Source organism: Gracilimonas sediminicola (assembly GCF_024320785.1).
Taxonomy (GTDB): Bacteria; Bacteroidota; Rhodothermia; order Balneolales; family Balneolaceae; genus Gracilimonas; species Gracilimonas sediminicola.
Genome location: NZ_JANDBC010000001.1, coordinates 2128115 through 2150121, shown reverse-complemented (window position 1 = coordinate 2150121; position 22007 = coordinate 2128115). Strand labels below are relative to the sequence as shown.

Genomic DNA, 22007 nt, shown 5'->3' with positions numbered 1-22007 from the left:
CCTTAATCAATCATCGTAAAAATTCGCTCGAAGCGTGGCACCCAGTTATCGGTGGAGAACCATACAATGGATGCTTTTCCAATAACATGATCGCTGGGCACAAAGCCCCAGAAACGGGAGTCCTGACTATTATCCCGGTTGTCACCCATCGCAAAGTAATAGTTCTGCTTAATGGTGTAAGAATTCGTCTCTTCCCCGTTGATGAAGATCGTTCCGCCTTCTCTTCTCAGTTCGTTCTTTTCGTACCGCTCAATAATGTCTTTATAAATGAACCAGTTGTCATTGTTGATCTGAATTTCCTGCCCCTCAAAAGGTATAACGATTTCGGGGAGTTGATCTGAATTGCTGAACGCCCTTGAGAAATCACCCTGACTTTGCACATAATTCCGGTCTACACTTCCCTCCGGAGTTACATTCAGGAACATGGTGTCCACTTCGGCCCAACTTCCCACTGTAGCAGCCACATCATCGGTCATGTTCACTACATAGGTGTTGTTATTGGTGTAACCGATTAACTCTCCGCCAACCGATTCCATTTTGGCGTTACTGAGGCGGACTCGCTCTGCCATTCGCACCACATAATGTCGCTGTACGCCTTCATGCTGAACCGATTTTTCTCCGTTGATGTACAGAATTTTATCCTGTATCGAAATGGTATCGCCGGGAATAGCCACGGCTCTTTTGATGTAATTGGTTTTTTGTGATACGGGCTTCACTTCCCACGGTACATTAAATACAAAAATGTCGTTTCGTTCTACGTCCCGGAAACCGGGCAGTCTGGTCCACGGAAGCTGAACGCCGGGCACGCACCATCCCTGTAAAAACGGAACACACAATCCCATGGGTGTTCTGGGGCCGTAGGTTACATTCGATACGATGAGCAAATCGCCCGTCATCAGGGTTTTTTCCATGGAAGGGGTGGGAATTTTGTACGACCCAAACAGAAATGCACGAAGAATAGCTGCTGCAATAAAAGCAAATACAATGGCGTCTACCCACTCACGGAGCCATGACTTAGCTTTTTTATTTTCTTCTTCCTTTTTGTCCTTCCTTTTCTTCCAGTATGAGCTTAATCCCTGCTCTTCGGGGTTTTTATTTTCTTCCAAGTTCCGGGTATTTATTTTGTTTTGATATGAGAGGGCTTCTTGATTTCCTCTTTCTTGTATTCTCCGGCCTCATAGGAAACTTTATACCACTGTCCCCTTTCCGGTGAATAAAAGTAGTCAACGTATTCTTTGGGTGATGTTTCCCGCAACTCTTTGGTTAGCGTTCGCTTCACCTGCGGCATCAAATCCACATAACGGCTGGCTCCTACATACACCAGCCCATCATCAAACGGACCTTCCAGGTCCAGCACCATCATCGGAATATATCCATCAATGATGAACCAATATTCAAACTGTATGGATTTTCCATCCCGTAAGTATCCATCTTTTTCAATGATATCTTCCACTTTCTGTGTCGGATCTCCATACGCACCCTGCAGAACGGCACGAATTTCAATAGCCGGCATTCGGTCCAGTTCGTTATAATTAAATCCCTGTCCGGTCCATTTTATATCTGCAAAGCGAGACTGAAATTCAGCCCGCGCTTCTTTGCTTACTTTTTTGATATCCGGCTCTTCGAACTGCGCCTGGGCAGCCGTGGATATCATCACCATCATTACAAAAAAGAAAAAGAATTGTTTCGTCAATCGTTGCATAAAACCTATCTGTCGTCTTCGTCCATAGATAGCACGGCGAGGAATGCTTCCTGAGGTATTTCAACCGTACCTACCTGTTTCATTCGTTTTTTACCTTCTTTCTGTTTTTCAAGCAGCTTTCGTTTACGGGAGATATCGCCACCGTAACATTTCGCGGTAACGTCTTTACGCATCGCGCGAACGGTATCACGGGCAATCACCCGGTTTCCGATAGCCGCCTGTACAGCTACTTCAAACTGTTGCTGAGGAATAAGTTCCTTTAATTTCCCACAAACTTTACGTCCGAGGTAATAGGCCTTATCGCGGTGGGTGATGCTTGACAATGCATCTACCTGGTCGCCGTTCAGCATGATGTCCAAACGCACAAGATCACCTTTTCGGTATTCGATAAATTCGTAATCCAGAGAGGCATATCCGCGGGTTCCGGATTTTAACCGGTCATAGAAATCAAAAACAACCTCGGCCATTGGCAGTTCATACGTAATTTCCACCCGATTATTTTGCATAAACAGCTGGTTTACGTAAATCCCCCGCCGCTCCTGGCACAGCTTCATAATCGGGCCGATGTAATCAGCCGGGGTAATGATACTCGCCTTAATGTACGGCTCATAAATAGCTTCGATATCGCCGGCACCGGGCATCTGGCTTGGGTTATCTACCTCAATCCGGTCACCGCTTTCAACCAGCTCCACTTCGTACTGCACGTTGGGAACCGTGGTGATGATATCGATATCGAACTCACGATCGAGGCGTTCCTGCACAATTTCCATATGCAGAAGTCCGAGGAATCCGGCCCGAAACCCAAAACCCAGAGCTTTGGACGTTTCCGGTTCATAAGTCAGGGAAGCATCGTTCAACTGAAGCTTTTCAAGGGCAGCGCGAAGGTCTTCAAAGTCATCGGAGTCCGTCGGAAAAATTCCACTGAACACCATGGGTTTTGCTTCCTGGTAACCCGGAATGGGTTCTTTGGCGGGATTATCTACTTTGGTAATGGTATCACCTACGCGAACATCCTGCAGTGATTTCACACTACCAATCACATAGCCTACTTCCCCGGCATGCAATTCTTTGGTGGGCTCCTGCTTCATTTTCAGGTAGCCGATCTCTTCGGCATTATACTCCTCATGGTTAGACATGAATTTAAAAAGATCCCCTTTTCGAAGCACACCTTCCATCACCCTAACATATGCCACCGAACCACGATAGGTATTAAAAACGGAATCAAAAATAAGTGCCCGCAGCGGTTTTTCTTCTTCTCTTTTGGGACCCGGCACTTTCTTTACAATCTCCTCAAGAAGCGCATCCACTCCTTCTCCGGTTTTCCCTGAAACATGAAGAATGTCCTCATATTCACACCCGATCATATCCACAATCTGCTGCCCCACACCTTCAGGATCAGCTCCGGGCAGATCAATTTTATTCAACACCGGAATGATTTCCAGATCCTGATCGATTGCCTGGTATAAGTTTGAAATGGTTTGGGCTTCAATTCCCTGAGCGGCATCAACAACGAGAATAGCACCTTCACATGCTTTTAGAGCACGGGATACTTCATAAGCAAAATCAACGTGGCCGGGGGTGTCAATCAGGTTGAAGATATAGTCGTTACCATCCGGACTTTTGTAATCCATTCGGATGGCGTGACTTTTAATAGTGATGCCACGCTCGCGCTCCAAATCCATGTCATCCAGCATTTGCTCTTTCATCTCCCGCTCGCTGATGGCGCCGGTAAGCTGAAGGAGTCGGTCTGCTAAGGTTGATTTCCCATGGTCAATATGGGCAATGATGCAAAAGTTTCGAATGTTATTCATGTGCGGAATTCGGTGCGTCTCACTTTAATCAATAAAGATACAAAGAAGGCAGGAGCTGTTAAAATTTCGTTATCCGGGAAATCGTATTTAATTAATCCCTATTTGCGTTCACTAAAAAATGGAGCGCTCTCTGCCAATAAATTCAGCCGGTTAACGGCTAACGATTACAGAAATTACTCTCCGATATGCTTGTGAGAGCCTTTGTCGTGGCGCTTGCGAAGTTTTTTAATGACTTTATGAAGAGGAATTTCTTTTTCGGCAAGTAATAGCATAAGGTGAAAAATCAGATCAGCTGCTTCGTTTATCGTCTCTTTATCCTTAGTATTTTTTGAAGCGATAACGGTTTCAACGGCTTCCTCTCCTACTTTCTGGGCAATTTTATCAATGCCTTTTTTATACATGGAGGTGGTATAGGAACCATCCGGCATTTCAGACTTTCTGTCGTACAGTAATTCTTCCAGCTCGATCAGAAATTTCAAGTCCTTTTTTGTCAGTGTTTTAATATCAGCCATTTCTAAACTCATGTATGCTTTTATTTGCGGGTGTGAAGTTCACCATTTTATGCCACCTAAACAATGGGTTTTCTAAAATTTAATACTGGGGTAAAGTTTTAAAATTCCAAGTTCCAAGTTCCAAGCTCCAAGCTCCAAATTTTCAATTCATATTTAGAATTCGACATTCTTCACTGGTCATTGGTCATTGGTCATTGGTCATTGGTCACTGGTCACTGGTCACTGGTCATTGGAATTTAACCCCTAATCTTCCCCATACCCCGTCATCTCAATATACCCCTGTCCGCTTACCTCTTCCCCGTTCATAGCGCCGTTTACTGATAGAGTCCCTTCATAGTATCGCACCGAAACATCCATTTCCTGATCGTCGAAGAGCGTTGCCAATTCAAGCCGAAGATTTTCTCGCGGTATTTCCAGCACCCATTCAGAAGGATACTCAGCTCCGCTGTGCGGACTTTCCCATTGGTCCAATACTTCCAGATTTACTTCCCCCGGATTGATGGCGGTCTTATTTCCCTCGGGATCAATCAGCGAGCCGGTGGTAAATGTACTCACCGAGCCATCGGCATTGCGCAGCTGGTAATACATCAAATCATAGCCGTTTGAAAGTTGAATAGAGAACCAGTCCCAGCCTTCCTGATCTTCTCCCAAAGCTGAAGTACTCCACTCGTGATCCATCCAGCTTTGCCCTTTTACATCATACTCTGTGCCATTCATGGTGATGGTTCCACGGGCATCCATCCGGGTAAAGGACAAATAATAAGATGCATTTCCATCACCGGGTCCCTTCTTGTCGTACCCTTTCTCTCCCTGAAGAGTCAGTGGTTTGGTCGGTGTCACAACCAGGTTAATTGCTGAACCATCTTCCATAGTACCCTTAATACGAGTCGGGAAATTCTTTTCGTCACTACCTTCTTCGTTCTCACGGGTAATTTGCCAGTCCTCCAGCCAAATTTCGAATGGATCGACTTGAGCGCCGGCTAAACCCGCTGCACCACGACTATATCGCTCATCAAAAACATGATTTTCATTTTGTACATCCGAAATGGCAAAGTGGCCCAGATAAAGCTGATCCGTGTTCCAATCCTCGCCCTGAGCGGCTCCTGCCTCACTGCTATCGGGCGGGTTAAGCTGGCTCCTGAAGATGGTAAACTGGTAGCCAAACTGCCGGCCTTCTTCCGTGAATACGTTACCGGTGTAATACCACCACTCGGTGCGGTAACCCGGATGCGGGCCATGATCATCCGGAAAAATAAACTCCCTGGGACCGGTAGCTCTCAGGTATCCTTCCTCATTTCCACCTCCCATGGCTTCTGCAACCGAGACGGAGGCGGTAATCTCTTTATCATCCTGAGATAAAAAGTAAAAGCTACCACCGGCAAGAAGTATCGCTATTGCTGCTATCCAAATAATTTTCTTCATAACTATTCTTTGTTAATCATTTCTGAGAGCATCTGCAGGATTTGCCTGTGCCATTTTCCAGGATGGATAAATTCCTGCCAGCAAAGCCGCTACCACAGCAAGACCAACAGCCTGGATCAAAACTTCTGGGGTAATCATGAACTGGAGCGTCCAGCCAAAAGAGCGAAGGTTAATTACATATACCAACACATAGGCCATGAGGATACCAAGTGGCACTGACAGCAACCCCGCCATTATTCCCATCACACCGGTTTGGGTCACCACATAGTTCCACAGCTGCCCGGGCGTCATTCCGTTGGCCCTCAATACAGCCAGTTCTCGTGAACGCTCCAGTTGAAGTGCCATCAATGCTGATAAAACTCCGATAAAAGCTACCAAAATAGCCAGCATTCTGAGGACAATCGTTACTGTGAATGTTCGATCAAAAATTTCGATGGAAGCTTCTCTCAATCCTTTATTGGAACGTATAAAAACTTCCTGCATGCCGGCGGAATTCTCTCTCAACCTCTCTACTAAAGCCTCTATTTCCACTCCCGATTCTGCATACAATGCCAAGCCTGAGACGGCATCGTCATCGAAGAATTGGTTATAGATATTTCGGCTTATTGTGATTGTGCCAATGTCTGAGGCGTAGTCAAAATTTATGGCCTGAACCGCGAAGTGCTGATTTCCTGCATCGGTCTCAATCGTCAGCGTGTCTCCAAGGTTTACGCTATTCCGATAGGCATATACTTCAGAAACCATCACGATGTTTTCCTGAGTGAACTGCTGCCAAAAATCATTAGCACCTGACTTTAGCTGATAAGCTTGCCTTGCTTTTTCTCCCTGATCTATTGCTACCAAATTATCAGTTCCATTATTGGTGCGAACTTCAACACTTCGGACGGTGCTGGCATCTCCAACTCCTTCTGTTTCGCGGAGCAGATCTACTAATTTAGGCTCCAGTGTGGCATCGGCTTTCCGGGCTACCGAGCTGGGCGGCTGTACATATACATCGGCCTGAAGCTGAGCCTCCAGCCAGGAAACAACGGTGGTTCTGAAACTGTCCACCATCACCCCAACCCCAACGGTTGCCGCTACGGCAACCACTAACGCAGCTATGGCTACCGATGTCCGGCTCAGTTCGGTAACTACACCACGTACTGCCATCTTCCCGATCAACCCGCTTATGCTTCCAAGAATCGGACGCAGCAGTTTTGCTAACCCAACGATAATCAGTGGGACAAGCAGTGAAAACCCTACAATCATAAAAAGCAGAGAAGAATAGCCGGCTGCTATCCCTCCATTTGGAATCAGGAGGATTAATCCTCCACCGGAGCCAATCATCACTCCTAATAATGCAATAGGAAATATCCGGGACGAAATTTTTGACTCATTGGAAGATCGCCTCAACACTGTGGATACTTCAGCTTCCGAAGCCTCTCTTGCCGGCCAGAATGCGGCAATCATTGTGGCTCCTAATCCAAGCACCACTCCTTTTACCAGCGGGAACAACCCAATAGACAATTCCTGTACGGACAATACAAAATATAAATCGTTAATAGATTGAGTAACCAGTTTCACCAATACCTGCGCCAGGAATATCCCCGCCACAATTCCTACTACGGTTCCCAGAAAGCCAATGAGTAATGCCTCTTTGAGTACGGTGGTTAAGATTTCAGATTTAGTTACCCCCAATGCACGAAGTCGGCCGATTAAAGGACGACGCTGTACTACCGAAAAGGTCATGGTATTATAAATCAGAAACATCCCCACCAGCAGGGCGAGCATACTCAGGGCCTGCAAGTTGAACTCAAAAGCCCGGGTCATTTGCTCCACAGTTTCCGTTCGGGATTCTGAACGTACAATTGAGGCTCCCTCAGGTAATACAGCCTGAAGGCTATCTTTTATCGCTTCTTGTTCATTCTGAGGGAGAATCAGATCAATTCGGGTTAGGCTACCCGGCATATCAAACAAGCGCTGAGCCGTGCTTATATCTACAACCAACAGACTTTCCAAGGCCTGCTGGCTGCGGTCATCTTCTGCCTCAATCAATCCGATTAACTGAACATCAAATGGCCGGCCTCCTACAAAAACACGGATTGAATCACCGACTTCTATATTCAATTGTTCCGCCACTTGCTGCACAACCAGCCCTGTGTTAGCGCCACTTATAAACTCGGATAATTCGATGCCGGCCTGCTGGCTTGCATAATCGCGGAACGGAGCCTCAGCAATCGGGTCAACCCCAAGCACCTGAAACGTTCGGTTCATCCCTTCTACCTGAGCATAGCCTTCAATTACCGGGGCTGATTTTCTGACTCCGGCTTTGATCCGTACATCCAGATACGTTTGATCTGAAAGATCTTCCGCAGCCCCGCGAATCTGATGAGTAGCCTTACCCGTTACAGCAGCCGTTGACAGTTCAAATGCTTTTTCAGCACTGCTGTTAGACAGGTCGATGGATACGACTACCGCTACACCCAATGCAACACCTAAAATAGAAAGCGCAAAATGCCAGGGATGGCGCAATAAAAACCTAAGGCTGGACAGCCACAGTAGATTTGATTTCTTTGAACTACTCATGACACCAACATCTCGGCTGCATCTTCCACTTCGCGCAATTTCCCACCCCGAAGTTCCAACACGCGATCAGCTATTTTACAGATATCACGATCGTGAGTGGCAAGGATGATGGTGCGGCCGTTTTTACGAACCAGGTTATTCAGGATATCCAGTATCTGCTGGCCGGTTTCGTAATCCAGGTTGCCGGTGGGCTCATCAGCTAAAATCAGAATGGGTTCGTGAGCCAGGGCGCGGGCAATAGCTACCCGCTGCTGCTCCCCGCCGGAGAGACGATCAGGATAACTGTTGCCCCGGTCACCAAGACCCACATTATCTAAAAATTTCTGAGCTTTGTTCAAAGTTTCGTCATCCGTTGCTCCTTTCAGCTTCAGGGGCAATAGCACGTTTTCATGAGCTGTGAGTGTCGAAATCAGGTTAAACGATTGAAACACGAAGCCGATATTGTTGCGCCTGAAAAGAGTCCGGTTCTTTTCGCCAAGCCCGGCCAGATTGGTTCCGCCTATTATCACTTTACCTTCATCAGGCTTATCGATTCCACTGACCATGTTGAGAAGGGTGCTTTTTCCTGAACCGGACCGGCCAAGCAGCACTATCATCTCTCCTTCTTTTACCGACAGGTTCAGCCGGTCGAGTACAGAGCGATTTTTATCTCCTTCCTGATAACTTTTAGTCAGGTTTTGTAACTGAATATGTGATGTATTTGGCATCTATTTTTAATTAAGCCGTTTCAGATCATTTAATTTCGTGCTTAACATCACTTCCTGAACCAGTGTTCCTGAAGAATCGTGAATTAACTGTTTCTCATAAAAAAAGCGCCTGCCGGTTAAGCAGACGCTTTGAGGGAGATTAGATTTTTATTGTGAATTTATTTCACCAGCGTCATTTTGCGAATTTGCTCAAATTCTCCGGCTTTCAATCGGTAAATATACATCCCGCTTGGCAGCTGACTTGCATCAAAATCTACCTGATGGGTACCGGCAGCCTGTCGGGTATTTACCAGATCGGCTACTTTCTGTCCGATTGAGTTAAACACCGTCAATTGAACATCCGCTGCTTCCGGAAGTGCATATTTTATGGTGGTAGTTGGGTTGAACGGGTTCGGATAATTGTGAGCTAGGTCAAACGCTTCCGGCACTCCGTTCTCATCCGTGATGTCGGTATCAGTTACCATTTGAACGCCAACCGTTACGGAGGTCACCCCTCCGTCCTCATCGGTCACTTCGATATCGAGTGTCCCTGTTCCATCGAAATCACCATTTGGTGATAGCGTGAGCATCTGCCCATCAAAGTCAACGTTGATTCCGGATGTATCTACTGCAAAGGTAAAAGTCAGTGCCGTATCAGCCGATTCTACGTCTGCAGTTCGGGCAAACATATCAGCTGTAAGTTCTCCGTCTACCGGAACCTGAAGGTCATTTTCAAACCCGGCCAGCTCCGGTAAATCATTCACTGACTCCACGTGCACGATGAAAGACTGACGAGCTGTTGTAGCTCCATCGGTTGCTTCCACGGTTAGCGTATCGGTTCCAAAGATGTTTTCGAGAGAAGTGAAAACCAGACTGGTATCATTCTGAACTTCCGCTTCCACAATATGACATGGCACAACAATGGAGTAACTCAGATTTGGCGTGTCATCGTCTTGAAAAACCGTGTCCAGATCAGCTGCAACAAAGGTTCCGAAATCTTCATCCAGGGTAATTTCAGAAATCGGATTTACTACCACGGGTTGACTGCTCAATGCATTGGAGTTCACAAAAGTAGCATCTCCACTCAGGGTACCACTCATTGCTCTTCGGGCCGAACTGTAAGTGATATCAGAAGCGGCTGTTTCACCTTCCACCTGGTTTTCATCAAAGCGGAAATAAGCAATCAGGTCTTCGTGGTCGCCCATTAATTCTTTATAGAAATTATCGGCAATTTCGGATTCCGTGCGTGCTACATTCCAGATACGGATATCGTCCAATTCTCCACTGTAGAAGTTACCATCCAGCGCATTTGGCCCACCTATTAAAAGTGGCTGTGGGTTTGGATCAATAGTTCTGTCTTCGCTGTCGGTGGCATCGAGTGAGCCATTTACATAGATCTTCAGGTCGGTTCCATCGTAGGTAGCCGCAATGTGTGTCCACTGGTTTGCGGGGATGCTGGAATTGGTTGTAACCCGCGGCCCGCCATTGGTAATATCGCCAATCGTAAATGAAGCGGCTACCGAACTTCCTGTACCTTCAAGGCGCAGTCGGTATCCATCACCGGTTGCTCCTTTTTGAACAATAACCGCATTTTCATCGCTATTGCCATCATGGTTCACCCAGGCTTCCACCGTCATGGTTTCTTCAAAATTAACATACAATTGTTCATAGCCATCTAACGAATTACGATCATCGAGGCGAACGTAATCGAGATCGCCATCCAGCTTAAGTGCGTTTCCGGCTTCATAAGCAGAAGCTCTGACCGGTGTTGGGTGACTGAAATCACTTTCCTGACCGTCTGCATTAATCGCTGTTGCCTGGTAATAATAAGTGTTTTCTGCCGTCAAGCTACCATCATCATAACTGAATGTGGAAGTTGAAGCCAGTTCACTGCGATCACTTAAATTTTGTTGGGTGGATCGGTAAACTTTTTGGCTGACCGGTACATTGAATGCCCGGTTTGTTATAGAAACCTCCGCTGATGTAGTATCAGCTAATGCATAACTGTAGGGTGCCACAGGGAATACACCCGGAGCTAAAACCTGAACAGTTCCGCTAACCGGCACTTTTTCCATTTCGGTATGATTGGTATCCATACTTTTCACAATTGAATTCCCGGCATCATCAAAGCGATAATAGAGTTCAAGTCCTTCCTCATTCCCGATGAATTCCTTGTTAAAGTTGTCCTCGATATCCTGACGCTGCAGGGCAATGCTCCAAATTCCCAGCTCATCAATATGTCCGCTAAAGAACTGGTCGGAAGCAGCCGCATCAGCACCGATAAACAGATCGAAGTCGTTCCCGTCAATAGTTCGGTCTTCCGGTTCGGTATTGTCAAGCTCTCCGTTTATATAAACTTTGAGATCGTTGCCATCATATGTTCCGGCTACATGCGTCCATTGGTTAGCCGGGATACTCGAGTTGGATACAATGGTCGGCCCACCATTGATGATATCACCGATAGCAAATGCAAGATTGGGAGCCTGACCTTCTCCATCCAAACGAAGTACATAGCCGTCTCCGGTCGAGCCTTTTACAGCAATTACAGCATTCTCATCACTTTGCCCGTCATGTTTAATCCAGGCATGTACGGTCACTTCCTTTTCAATGATATCCAGTGATGGACGGTCTGAAACCAATCCATATGCATTTTTTGTCAGATGCAGGCTTCCTCCACCCATCGTTGCATAGGGCGTTGCCGTTACCATATTCGAGAAATCACTTTCGCTGGCTGAACCGTCAATAGCTGTGATTTCATAAAAATAGGTTTGGCCATTGCTTAAGCCTGAATCGGTGTACTCTGTCGTTCCTGAAGATACCGTAGCTACTTCCGTCCGGTCACTACCATCCGGGGCTGTAGAACGATATACTTTAAAACTTGACGCCTGATTTTCATCATTCGGACCCAGACGTTCATCCCAGGTCAGCTCAGCCTGACCATTCCCATTATGGGTATAAAGATTGGGGGCAATAGGCACGGCTCCGGGACTTGCAATACCTGCATTATCCCCTGTTAATGTAAGAGTATTTGAACCTGCCAAGTCGCTCACGTTCCCACCGCTTGAAGAGGAGAACTGATACAGAGCTGCAAGCCCGGACTCACTTCCTGTCAATTCTTCCAGGTAGACATCTCCGATTTGAGCCGCGCTTCGCACCGTACTCCAGATTCGTACGCCATCCATCTCACCGCTTAAAAAATTACCGGTCAATGATGCATTTGCACCCAGCGTTAGACTCGCATCGTTGGCATCAATTGTTCGATCTTCCTGAGAAGTGGCATCCAGTTCACCGTTGATGTAAATCTTCAGAAACTGCCCGTCATACGTAGCCGCGATATGAGTCCAACGGTTTGCAGGCACCCCGGTTTCTGAAAAAACTGCCGGGCCGTTATTGGTTACATCACCAATCACGAACCGAACATAGGTTTCATCCCCTTCACCATAAAGCTGCAAGCGATACCCATCGCCACTTAAAGCCTTATTGATTAAAAAAGCATCGTCATCGCTTTCTCCGTCGTGCTTAACCCATGTTTCAAGGGTGATACTGGTTCCTGATATATCCAGCGAAGGGCTGTCACCGGCTGTGGCATAATCACCATCGCCATCCAGCGTCAGGCTCCCCTGTTGTGCCCAACTCTGATAGGGAGCAGCTGCAACTATAAGAAGCGTTAGTATGGCCGAAAAAATGTAATTAAAGCTTTTACCTCGGGTAAATCCCTTTCTCTCATTGATTGATTTTTTATGATTTGTATCTCGTGTTTTCATTTGCACTAAATTGGTTAATGTTTATGATGACAGGCAGAACTGAGTATTTTAATCCTGTCTCTCGTTCTTACATACGTGGGTCAATTTTAAAACCGCTCAATTGATTACCTTTTATTGATCTGACTCCCAACCCCAAATACTCATGCACATGAACCGGCTCCTTTTTATAGGGATTATCTTCACCTGCTTCATTTCCTGTAGCCAAATTGAAAAGGAAGCAGAAACACGAGATGGGTTTGTGCAAACGAATGACGGAGCCGAGCTTTACTATCAGGTATTGGGCTCGGGCAGTGACACGCTTGTTATCCTTCACGGAGGACCCGGAGCGGGAATCAACTCTTTTTTACCTTCTGCTGAGCCACTGGCTAATAATTTCACCCTCGTTTTTTATGATCAACGAGGTGGAGGAAAATCTACGCTCCCGAAAGATACCACCCGATTAAAACCGGAATATTTTGTGGAAGACCTGGAAGCTGTACGCCGGTATTTTAACCTTGATTCCATGAATATACTTACCCATTCATTCGGATCTATTTTGTTAGCAGAATATGCCATCAAATATCCTCAACACTTAAACCGTGTTGTCTTTCACGGTTCAACCGGACCGGTTCGGGCAGAAATGGGGGAGTATTATCGGGCTAAAGCTCAACAGGCACCTCCTATTTCTGATACTTCATTGACTAACAGAGCTTCAGCCCTTTTAGCAAGCCTGCTGGAAGGGAGTGCCGATGACCCCGTTTCAACATGCCGGGAATATGAACAGCTTTCCAAACAAATAGCCATAATGCGGGGTGAACGCGCCTCTCACCGGGGTTCAACCTGCGATGCACCGTCCGAAGCTGTTAAGTATTACTACCAATATACCGCTCAGCTTGCACCGGCATTCTTTGGCAACTGGGATTACACCGAAAAACTAAAAGGCTTTAACGCCCCGCTTCTCGTGGTTTACGGAAAGGAGGATACTCTTGCACTATCCAGCCAGCGCAGGTGGACGGAAATAATCCCAAATAGCCGGTTACTGTTGGTTCCTGAAGCCGATAAAGGAAGCCTCTCTGATAATCCCGACTTCACCCTGCAAGCGATTACAACTTTCTTTGAAGGCAGTTGGCCTGAACAAGCTGAAGGGAACGAGTAAAAGATTATTAGCACATCAGAAAGTTATAAGAAAAGAAGTTTGCGAAGCCCTACCTTTGCATCAAAAAATATTCTATGCTTACAATTCCCGCTATCGATTTGCTAAACGGACAAGCCGTTCGCCTTCACAAAGGTTCATATGAAGAGGTTACTGTTTATGACAAATCCCCATTAAATCAGGCCCGAAAATTTAAAGAAGCCGGCTTTGAGCATATCCATGTGGTAGATTTGAATGGGGCGAAGGAAGGAAAGTTTATCAATCTGCCTCACATTAAAGAGATTATTGATGAGTTGGGGATTTCGGTTCAAACCGGTGGCGGCATTCGCACTTTCGAAGATGTTGAGATGCTGCTCGATGCCGGGCTTTCGAAAGTGATTTGCAGTTCCATGGCTATCAAGAATGAAGAGGACTGGCTGAAAGCCCTTGCAAAATACCCCGGTAAAATGATTTTGGGCATGGATCTTAAAGACGGCAAAATTGCCTACTCCGGCTGGCTTGAAACAGCGGAAGAATCGGTAGAGTCTTTCCTGAGCCGGATGATAGAACACGGCTTGCAGGAAGTACTCTGCACCGATATTTCCAAAGACGGCACGCTTTCCGGACCCAACTTTGAACTGTATGAAAGCCTGCAAAAGCAATTTCCCGATATCCGTTTGATTGCCTCCGGTGGCGTTTCTTCCCTCGATGATTTACACACACTGAATGATGCAAACATCGATGCGGTGGTTGTTGGGAAAGCCTATTACGAAAACAGAATTACCCTGGAAGAAATGGCGGAGTTCAACCGCTAAAGTTCTTGTAGAGGATTCTGTACTGCACAAGAGGACCAATGAGCTATTGCCATATTCTTTGAATAGAACCCAATCAGTGAAATATATGGGTCATTGGGTTTTGGAATTTGGAATTTTCAAGCCACTAAATCTTTTATCCATTCCGCGCTCCTTTATAGTTTCCAAAACCGCACAAGTGGACACTTGCGCTATTGCCTTTATTACCTGTATAGAGAGTTGAAGATTACAATTTAGGGTTCTTTACTTTACCCATGAAAAGAATGGCCCCGCTGTTGTGCTCACGAATCATAAACACAAAAGGACGATCTACGGAAAAGGTTTGTGGCATTGAAGTCACCCCTACTCCAACTGATGTTACTGCGGCAGCCTCTGTTCCCTTCTCATCAACTTTCACATACGTTTTGTGCTTCACTTCGCTAATGAAAAGAGGAGCATCGGGATTAATCCCGGAGAAATCAGCTTGTCCCTCTTCAAAAGGAACTTCCATCCCCATCGATTTAAGAATGTCTTTCATTTCAACTTTGTAGGACAATTCAAATTTGGGAAGGTTTAACGGCATATCCCGCCCGTTCAAACCGGAAATCCAGGAATCAAAATTTTCTTTGCTCAGATCCTGACTTATAAACTCATCAATGGATTTTTCCTCATCGGCTGGCATCATAACGGTCATGCTAAACAAGCTGTCTCCATAGGGCAAGTCAATCATATGGACTTCCTCATTCATAGTGATATTGAAGAGGCGCTCCTGGCTCATCATGTCCACCCTCACTTCTCCGCCTCCTTCAAGATTGAATGAGCGTTCCCGGGTCTGGTCTTTATCGAATTGATAGGTCCAATCGCCCTGGAAGTAGATGGCATTGATCAGATACATTACCATTTCGGGTGGAATTTGCCCGTCAATAATCTTTTCAATCAATCCATTGGTATTGCCTTTCACCCAATCGTTGATAACATCAACAGACTTCGGGTCATTAAAATCCAGCTCACGGGTTGTTGCATCAAAATACTCCCCAAGGGTGTTGGTAAAAGATTCCTCTACAGGAAAACCGTCTCTGCTCCACACTGAGTTCGCGATTTGCATTTTCACTTTGGGATCAGCTTCCGTCAGCAGCTTTATTAATGACTGATATCCTTGGTTTATTTCCTCCTGGCTCAACCCCTGAAATGTGAGCGTCTCCCGCATCTGCTCGAAGGTTTCCCCTTCCGCACCGTTCATCGTCATTCCCAGAGCTACCGAAATGCTGAGCGGTGAAATGAAGATGTTTTCCGATGAGTCGGAGGCCACTGTGCTTTTAAACACATTAAACCCGAATGACTGCCCGTCCTCAACCAGTTTCTTTTCAGCTGCGGAAAGTTCTCTCGGCAATTCACCGTTCGGGTTGGGGCCGGTAACATCGGTGGTACAACTTAGCGGAATTAAAAAAACAGCGATTAATAAAAACGATAGTAAACGATTGGGTCTCATAGTCTTCTCCTGTAATTAGACAACTCAATATATTAAATGAAAAACAGGAGAGAAAATTGTCCTTCTCTACTTTTGTTTAACAATGTCATCAGCTCTGCCCGATACATACACTCTGCCCGACGAATCCATGAATCCCACGTCCCGGCTGTTGTACTCTTGTTCGGTGAAGGCCGTTTCTGATTGAATATATATTGGAGCCGGATTTTCGGGTGTTCCTTCACACTTCAACTGAACTCCCCGGATGGGATGTCCGCTGCACAAATGCTCAAAAGGCTGAACCGGAGCTGTACTTTTTCGTTTGTGAGCCGCGATTAATCCACCGGCCTCCGTTTGTCCATATCCCTGAATGGTAAAATCACAATGGGGATTTAATTTTTGAAACTCGCCTTCATCCAAAGAATACCCGCCGAACACTACTTGCGGCACAAACCACTCTTTGTCATACAGCGCCCTCAGTACAGCCGGTACGGTAAGCAGAAAATCAGGGTTAAACTCCCGGACATTCTTCAGCCATTTATCGCCTTCACCTTTTTTTGTAGTGATGAATTGATATTCACACCCAAGCTCTTCAGCCATAATGGCCCAGCTGAGTCCGGCTACATGCCAGGGTGCAGCCATCATCAAAAGCCGATGGTTTGATTTCACGCCAAATGCTTCTGCAGTAAACCGGGCATTACGAATCAGGTTTTCACAGCTGTTCCAGATTTCTTTTGGTGAACCGGTTGTACCACTGGAAAACAGTCCGATATGTTTTTCATCGGACTCAGGATGTTGCGCAGGTGGATTTTCGTCTGCCAGTTTGGGTGGAATCAACAGTTGAGAATGCGAACCTCCCATCACTTCGCTTAGGATTTCACCGGCCGGTTTTGAAACGTCTGTGGTTTTAAACTTCATGTCATTATTTCTTTTGCAGTGTAACTCAAAATCAGGACTTTGGGTTCATTGCCGGTCTATCTTTATCCTTATTTCACTAACACACGTTTTAAGAATTTTCTATATTTGGAGTCTAATTTTTAGCCAAGCGGGATCTGGAAATTTATCACCTACACCCAATTGTGTATCCGCAGAGGTTAAGCAGATTTTCAAAACTCTATGCTCACGAAACGAATCATTCCCTGCCTGGATATTAAAGACGGACGAACCGTAAAAGGCGTCAATTTTGAAGGATTAAGGGATGCCGGTGACCCCGTTGAATTAGCCAAACGATACAGCGAGGAAGGTGCCGACGAACTGGTTTTTCTTGATATTACCGCAACGCTTGAAAAGAGAAAAACCCTTGTTGAGCTGGTTAAAAGAATTGCTGCTGAAATTAACATCCCATTCACAGTGGGCGGTGGCATCAAAACCGTGGATGAAATTGAAGAGCTGCTGAAATCCGGTGCCGATAAAGTTTCCCTTAACAGCAGTATAGTGAAGAACCCGGACCTGATTAACGAAGCCTCCACGGCTTTCGGCGCCCAAGCTATTGTAGCCGCCGTTGATGCCAAAAGACATGGAGACAGCTGGAATGTGTACATCAAAGGAGGCACTGAAGATACCGGCTTAGATGCTATTGAATGGATGCAGGAGATAGAAAAACGGGGAGCCGGTGAAATTCTGCTCACCAGCATGGATCGCGATGGCACCAAGAGCGGCTTCGATATCGATATTCTGGATAAAATTAACGGCATCGTCCATATACCCGTGATTGCCAGTGGAGGTGCCGGTACTGTTCAGCACTGTATTGAAGCCATCACCAAAGGAAACGCGGATGCTGTGCTTGCAGCCAGTATTTTTCACTTTAAAGAAATTGAGATCAAAGACCTTAAGGAGAAGATGAAGGCTGCTAATATCGAAGTACGGCAAACCTGATTATCATTTCCGCAATCAAATCGAAGCCTTAGATTTGTGGTCTATACAGGGTTGTCAGCTTCAATTAAATACACTTCGCTGGCAACGGCCTGACCCAGCATCTGCTCTATGTTATCTTCCAGGCGGATTTTAACCGGTCCATCGAACGGAGCTTTTTCGATAACCTCTACTTTTGACCCGGGCAGCACCCCGATTTTCTCCAGATAACGCAGTAATTCCGGGTCCTGGTCTTTCACGCGACCGATGATGTATGGTGTATTTTCCTCCGCTTCGGATATGGAAAGCTGGGCCATAGTTGGCATGATTCCGTCTTTGGAAGGAATGGGATCGCCATGAGGATCGTGTGTGGGGTGGTTCAGTAATTCAGCAATACGATCTTCAAATTGCTCCGAAATATGATGTTCCAGTTTCTCGGCTTCATCGTGTACTTCATCCCAGGAATAGCCCATCACTTCTTTAAGGTATAACTCCAATAGTCGGTGGTGCCGCAAGATCTCCAGGGCAATTTTATTTCCGGCATCGGTTAACTTAGCACCTTTGTAAGATTCATATTCCAGTAAATTCATCTTTGCAAGGCGCTTCAGCATATTGGTTACCGAAGCAGAAGAAACGTCCAGCGCATTAGCAATTCTTGTTGTAGTAGTCCCTTCACCTTCAGATTCTAACACATAAATGACTTTCAGGTAATCTTCTACAGACTGACTTAAGCCCATGTTATTTTTTAATGATTCTCGCAATGGATGAAATTTTTTAAGGAATTGAACACCGTTTAAGTTTAACAGCGGTGTATTAAGTTCTTAGCAAAGGCTAAAATACAAAAATTACTGATTTACTGAGGCATCGGCTTTGATTATTAACAAGGTCATATCGTCGTGTTGTTTAACAACGCCTTTAAACTCGTTCACATCATCCACAATAATCTCCATGATTTTTTCGGATGAAGCTTTTCTCACCCCTTTAACCAGTCGCTCAAGCCGTTCCTCTCCATAAAAGTGATTGCCGGCATTCAGCATTTCCGTAATGCCATCGGTGTACATGATAACCACATCACCCTCTTTCAGCTTGAGGGTAGCTTCTTCGGTACATTTAATGAAAGCTTCCGCTTTTTGAGCAACTCCAATGCCAACCCCATTTGGCTTCAGCCATTCCGTATCACCATTGGCACGAACCACAAGCATCGGGTTGTGTCCGGCTCTGGCGAAGGTAAATTGTCTTTTGTCGGCTTCAAGAATTCCGTAAATCATAGAGATAAAGGTACCCCGGGTTGCGTTTTCATTGAACAACCTGTTCAGCTGGTTGAGCAGCTCTACCGGAGACAAAATCAACGCGCTTAAGCTGTGAAGCACTCCTTTGGTAAAGGTCATATAGAAAGCAGCCCGAATTCCTTTCCCGCTCACATCGCCGATGGCCAGTGCCGTGCGCTGATCGCCCAGCGAAATCATGTCGTAATAATCTCCGCCGGTTTCCTGGGCAGGGATACAAATTCCGGCGATATCAATTCCCGGCAAGTGATGGATTTTTGATGGCAAAAACGTTTGCTGCACAACACGGGCAATGGAAAGCTCTTGCTTAAGGCGCTGTTCCTTCGCCTGATCTTCGATATAGCCCGGCACATATTCGGGAAGTTCATCCCTCTCAGTTCCTTTAAACACAAAATAGATACCTCCTACTGCAAAGGTCAGAAGCACCATCATGAACATGTAAAAGGTGTTTGCATCGGGTGAGCCTTCGAGTAGCCAGCCATTGGAAGTCGTTAGAAAATTGACAAACAAAAAGGCTCCGAAAACGATGGTCAAAAAATCGTAACGCAGGTAGAAATACCCCAACACAAATCCAAGGACTCCCCTCAATAAACGGTCCAGTTCATCCGGCTCAATGTTAAATGGGAGAAGATCAATCAGCGCAAAAAGCACGGCACTTACAATCGGAATAATCCAGTCGCGCCCAACCATGCCTTTGATCTGATTTCCGATAATCAAATAAAGGGGAACTACGATCACCAGCACGAAAAGTGTGGTAACCATCAGGTTTGCTATAGAGGGAAGAAAATAATCATCCGACATCAAACCGGTGTTTGCAGATATATAGGTGGTATCAAACATCGACAAAAACAGCCCCACAATCCCAACCAATATTCCCCCGATGGCAATTGCATTAACCATTCCCCAGCCTACAGGTTTATTCATGAATAAACCACGGCGTACCAAATCCCAGGTTTTTAGTTTTTCGGGCCAGTATTGCCGGGTGATGGAATCACTTACCGCCGTTAATACGAAGAAACCTACAGCGCCAATCGCCCCCATGATGCCGAGCATCATCAGGTTTTGGAAGATGGTAACCGATCCGTTGAACCCGTACATCCATCCCATTTGATCAATGAAGTTCAGCAGCCAAAAACCGGGAACAAGAAACCCGGCAAGTACCGCAATAATAATTGCAGGCTTTGTATCGATAGCTCGGGCTTTAATCCTTAAATAAAAAACAAAGAGCAGCCACAGAGCAAATACCAGGATCACAAACAGGGACGTACCCTCCAGGATATCAGTTACTTTTGAGCTGCTTTCTTCAATACGCGGATAAATGCGGTACGACATGGATTTCATGGAGCCGGCCGGCAGCAACTCCATGGTCAGCTCAACATTAACACCCGTGGCAGAATCTGATGCGGAATAAGTTGCCCTGGCAAAACGTAAGCCTGCCTGATCTACCAACTCCGCCGTATCCTGTTGCAGATCCATTGAGCGCCAGGCAGTCCTGCCCAAATAGAAATCTGCCAGATTCCAGATGTTGTTCATCTCATAAACACGTTCATCCTGCATTCCGCGAATCTCCCGCAGCCGTTCAATAATGGTGAGCGCCTGGGAGTTGGAACCCGACTCCGTGTTCAGATGCTGATAATCCGAGAGCCCGGTGAGCAATGAATCCTCCAATCCCCGGGAGTAATTATCAACCTGGTTTTGAAATACCGTCCGCACCGCATAACGGTTAAATGGTCGCTGCTGGTTTATTAATTCGGTAGTTGCCAAGAAGTCCACCACTTTACCATCCGGAGTCAGCCCAACCTCTACCGAGTAATCATTATTTTCACTTTGTAAGTTGTATTCCCGGACTTCCCATTTAGCCAGGGGCAGGTTTTGCAGGAATTCGGATTCCCTCAGTTTATTCTTGAACTCACTGATTCCCCATTTTACCTGAAGTGAATCAATTACATCCTCTTCGGTGTTGAATTCAGTTTGAGGATAAAAGTCCAAGGCCTGGTACTGCCAGCTTTGAAAAACAGAGTCTGCTTTTTCAATGATGTGGCCTTTAGGCACTTTGGTGTGGGTAATAGTAAATGGATGATGATTTTGAAATGAATAGAAGAACCACCCTATCCCGGCCACCCCGAATAGAAAAATCAAAACATCCCTAAAGAGTTTTTTACTCTGTTGCATGTATCTCTTTACGAAAAACTTGTATTAGGTTTCATGAATATGCTTAGATTCAGGCAAATATCGAAACCCGTTGGTATTATTTATGTGCTTAATCACATTCGCATACAAGGCTCACCCCAAATACGATCTTATCTTAGCCGGCAATCGGGATGAGTTCTATGGTCGGCCAACACGTAAAGCACAATTTTGGACAGAGGAAGGTAAACCAAATATCTTAGCCGGTAAAGACCTTGAAGCGGGCGGTACCTGGCTGGGAGTAAATAAAGATGGAAGATGGAGCGCTCTTACCAACTATCGCGACCCTTCCATCAAAAAAGAAGACCCACCCAGCAGAGGGGAAATCGTTCTCGATTACCTGAAGAACAAGCAAACGGCAATGGATTACCTGGCCGGACTTTCGAAAAAGGCCGAATTGTATAACGGCTTTAATTTACTGGTGTGGGATCACAAAGACTTTTACCACTATTCCAACCAGAATAAAAAAGTAAGCCGGATTGAACCGGGTATTCATGGGTTGAGCAATGCCCTGCTCGACACGCCCTGGCCGAAGTTAGAAAGAGCCAATCAGCAATTAAAAACTATCATTTCTGAAGAGAATTTTGATAAAGAAGAGTTGTTCAAGCTTCTGGCTGATGAGCGAAAAGCACCCGATACTGAACTTCCTGTAACCGGCATTCCCAAAGAATTAGAAAAAGCAGTCTCCTCCATTTTCATCAAAACCGAAAGCTATGGTTCCCGGTGTTCCACGGTTCTGCTAATTGATAAAGAAGGAACCATCGATTTTACCGAGCGAAGGTTTAAACCGGGAACCACACAGGTTGAAGGCGAACAGCACTTCAGTATTTAATGCCGGCAGAAATTCTTCCTCT

At 45.9% G+C, this 22007-nt stretch carries 16 protein-coding genes; 4 read left to right on the top strand and 12 right to left on the bottom strand.

The genetic code is table 11. The features are described 5' to 3' along the window. Window positions 1-2: 2 nt before the first annotated feature. From lepB to NM125_RS09640, 8 genes are all read right to left on the bottom strand, one after another. On the bottom strand, window positions 3-1106 hold the full coding sequence (gene lepB, locus NM125_RS09675) for a signal peptidase I (RefSeq protein ID WP_255134700.1): 1104 nt from the start codon (window positions 1104-1106) through the stop codon (window positions 3-5). An 11-nt stretch (window positions 1107-1117) separates the two neighbouring features. Beyond that, window positions 1118-1702, bottom strand: a complete 585-nt coding sequence (locus NM125_RS09670) for a hypothetical protein (RefSeq protein WP_255134699.1) — start codon at window positions 1700-1702, stop codon at window positions 1118-1120. A gap of 5 nt (window positions 1703-1707) precedes the next feature. Further along, window positions 1708-3513, bottom strand: coding sequence for a translation elongation factor 4 (lepA, locus tag NM125_RS09665; RefSeq protein ID WP_255134698.1), 1806 nt, complete (start codon window positions 3511-3513; stop codon window positions 1708-1710). Window positions 3514-3686: 173 nt separating this feature from the next. Next, on the bottom strand, window positions 3687-4037 hold the full coding sequence (hisE, locus tag NM125_RS09660) for a phosphoribosyl-ATP diphosphatase (RefSeq protein WP_255134697.1): 351 nt from the start codon (window positions 4035-4037) through the stop codon (window positions 3687-3689). 231 nt (window positions 4038-4268) lie between these two features. Next, a complete protein-coding gene (locus NM125_RS09655) occupies window positions 4269-5447 on the bottom strand; it encodes a lipocalin-like domain-containing protein (RefSeq protein WP_255134696.1) in 1179 nt (392 codons plus the stop codon). A 12-nt stretch (window positions 5448-5459) separates the two neighbouring features. Then, window positions 5460-8012 carry an FtsX-like permease family protein gene (locus NM125_RS09650; RefSeq protein ID WP_255134695.1) on the bottom strand — a complete coding sequence of 851 codons (2553 nt, stop codon included), beginning with the start codon at window positions 8010-8012 and terminating at the stop codon, window positions 5460-5462. Further along, on the bottom strand, window positions 8009-8719 hold the full coding sequence (locus NM125_RS09645; RefSeq protein WP_255134694.1) for an ABC transporter ATP-binding protein: 711 nt from the start codon (window positions 8717-8719) through the stop codon (window positions 8009-8011). Before NM125_RS09645 ends, NM125_RS09650 begins: the two co-directional genes overlap by 4 nt. 158 nt (window positions 8720-8877) lie before the next feature. Beyond that, a complete protein-coding gene (locus tag NM125_RS09640; RefSeq protein ID WP_255134693.1) occupies window positions 8878-12462 on the bottom strand; it encodes a T9SS type A sorting domain-containing protein in 3585 nt (1194 codons plus the stop codon). Between the two features lie 148 nt (window positions 12463-12610). On the opposite strand from NM125_RS09640, the gene NM125_RS09635 reads away from it, so the two are divergent. Next, window positions 12611-13597, top strand: a complete 987-nt coding sequence (locus NM125_RS09635; RefSeq protein WP_255134692.1) for an alpha/beta fold hydrolase — start codon at window positions 12611-12613, stop codon at window positions 13595-13597. A gap of 74 nt (window positions 13598-13671) precedes the next feature. Then, entirely contained in the window at window positions 13672-14388 is a 717-nt protein-coding gene (gene hisA / locus NM125_RS09630; protein ID WP_255134691.1) for a 1-(5-phosphoribosyl)-5-[(5-phosphoribosylamino)methylideneamino]imidazole-4-carboxamide isomerase, read from the top strand. 223 nt (window positions 14389-14611) lie between these two features. Here the strand turns inward: hisA and NM125_RS09625 are convergent, their stop codons facing one another. Together NM125_RS09625 and NM125_RS09620 are read right to left on the bottom strand one after the other, a co-directional pair. Next, a complete protein-coding gene (locus NM125_RS09625) occupies window positions 14612-15853 on the bottom strand; it encodes a serpin family protein (RefSeq protein WP_255134690.1) in 1242 nt (413 codons plus the stop codon). Window positions 15854-15919: 66 nt separating this feature from the next. Next, a complete protein-coding gene (locus tag NM125_RS09620; protein ID WP_255134689.1) occupies window positions 15920-16747 on the bottom strand; it encodes an AMP-binding protein in 828 nt (275 codons plus the stop codon). A gap of 198 nt (window positions 16748-16945) precedes the next feature. On the opposite strand from NM125_RS09620, the gene hisF reads away from it, so the two are divergent. Next, the gene (gene hisF, locus NM125_RS09615; protein WP_255134688.1) at window positions 16946-17704 is read left to right on the top strand and encodes an imidazole glycerol phosphate synthase subunit HisF; all 759 of its coding nucleotides are present in this window, start codon (window positions 16946-16948) and stop codon (window positions 17702-17704) included. Between the two features lie 41 nt (window positions 17705-17745). On the opposite strand, the gene NM125_RS09610 is transcribed toward hisF, so the two are convergent. Beyond that, entirely contained in the window at window positions 17746-18441 is a 696-nt protein-coding gene (locus NM125_RS09610; protein ID WP_255134687.1) for a metal-dependent transcriptional regulator, read from the bottom strand. 84 nt (window positions 18442-18525) lie between these two features. Beyond that, on the bottom strand, window positions 18526-21138 hold the full coding sequence (locus NM125_RS09605) for a PP2C family protein-serine/threonine phosphatase (RefSeq protein WP_255134686.1): 2613 nt from the start codon (window positions 21136-21138) through the stop codon (window positions 18526-18528). 82 nt (window positions 21139-21220) lie between these two features. Here NM125_RS09605 and NM125_RS09600 point away from each other — a divergent pair, with 82 nt between their 5' ends. Then, a complete protein-coding gene (locus tag NM125_RS09600) occupies window positions 21221-21985 on the top strand; it encodes an NRDE family protein (RefSeq protein ID WP_255134685.1) in 765 nt (254 codons plus the stop codon). Window positions 21986-22007: the final 22 nt, after the last annotated feature.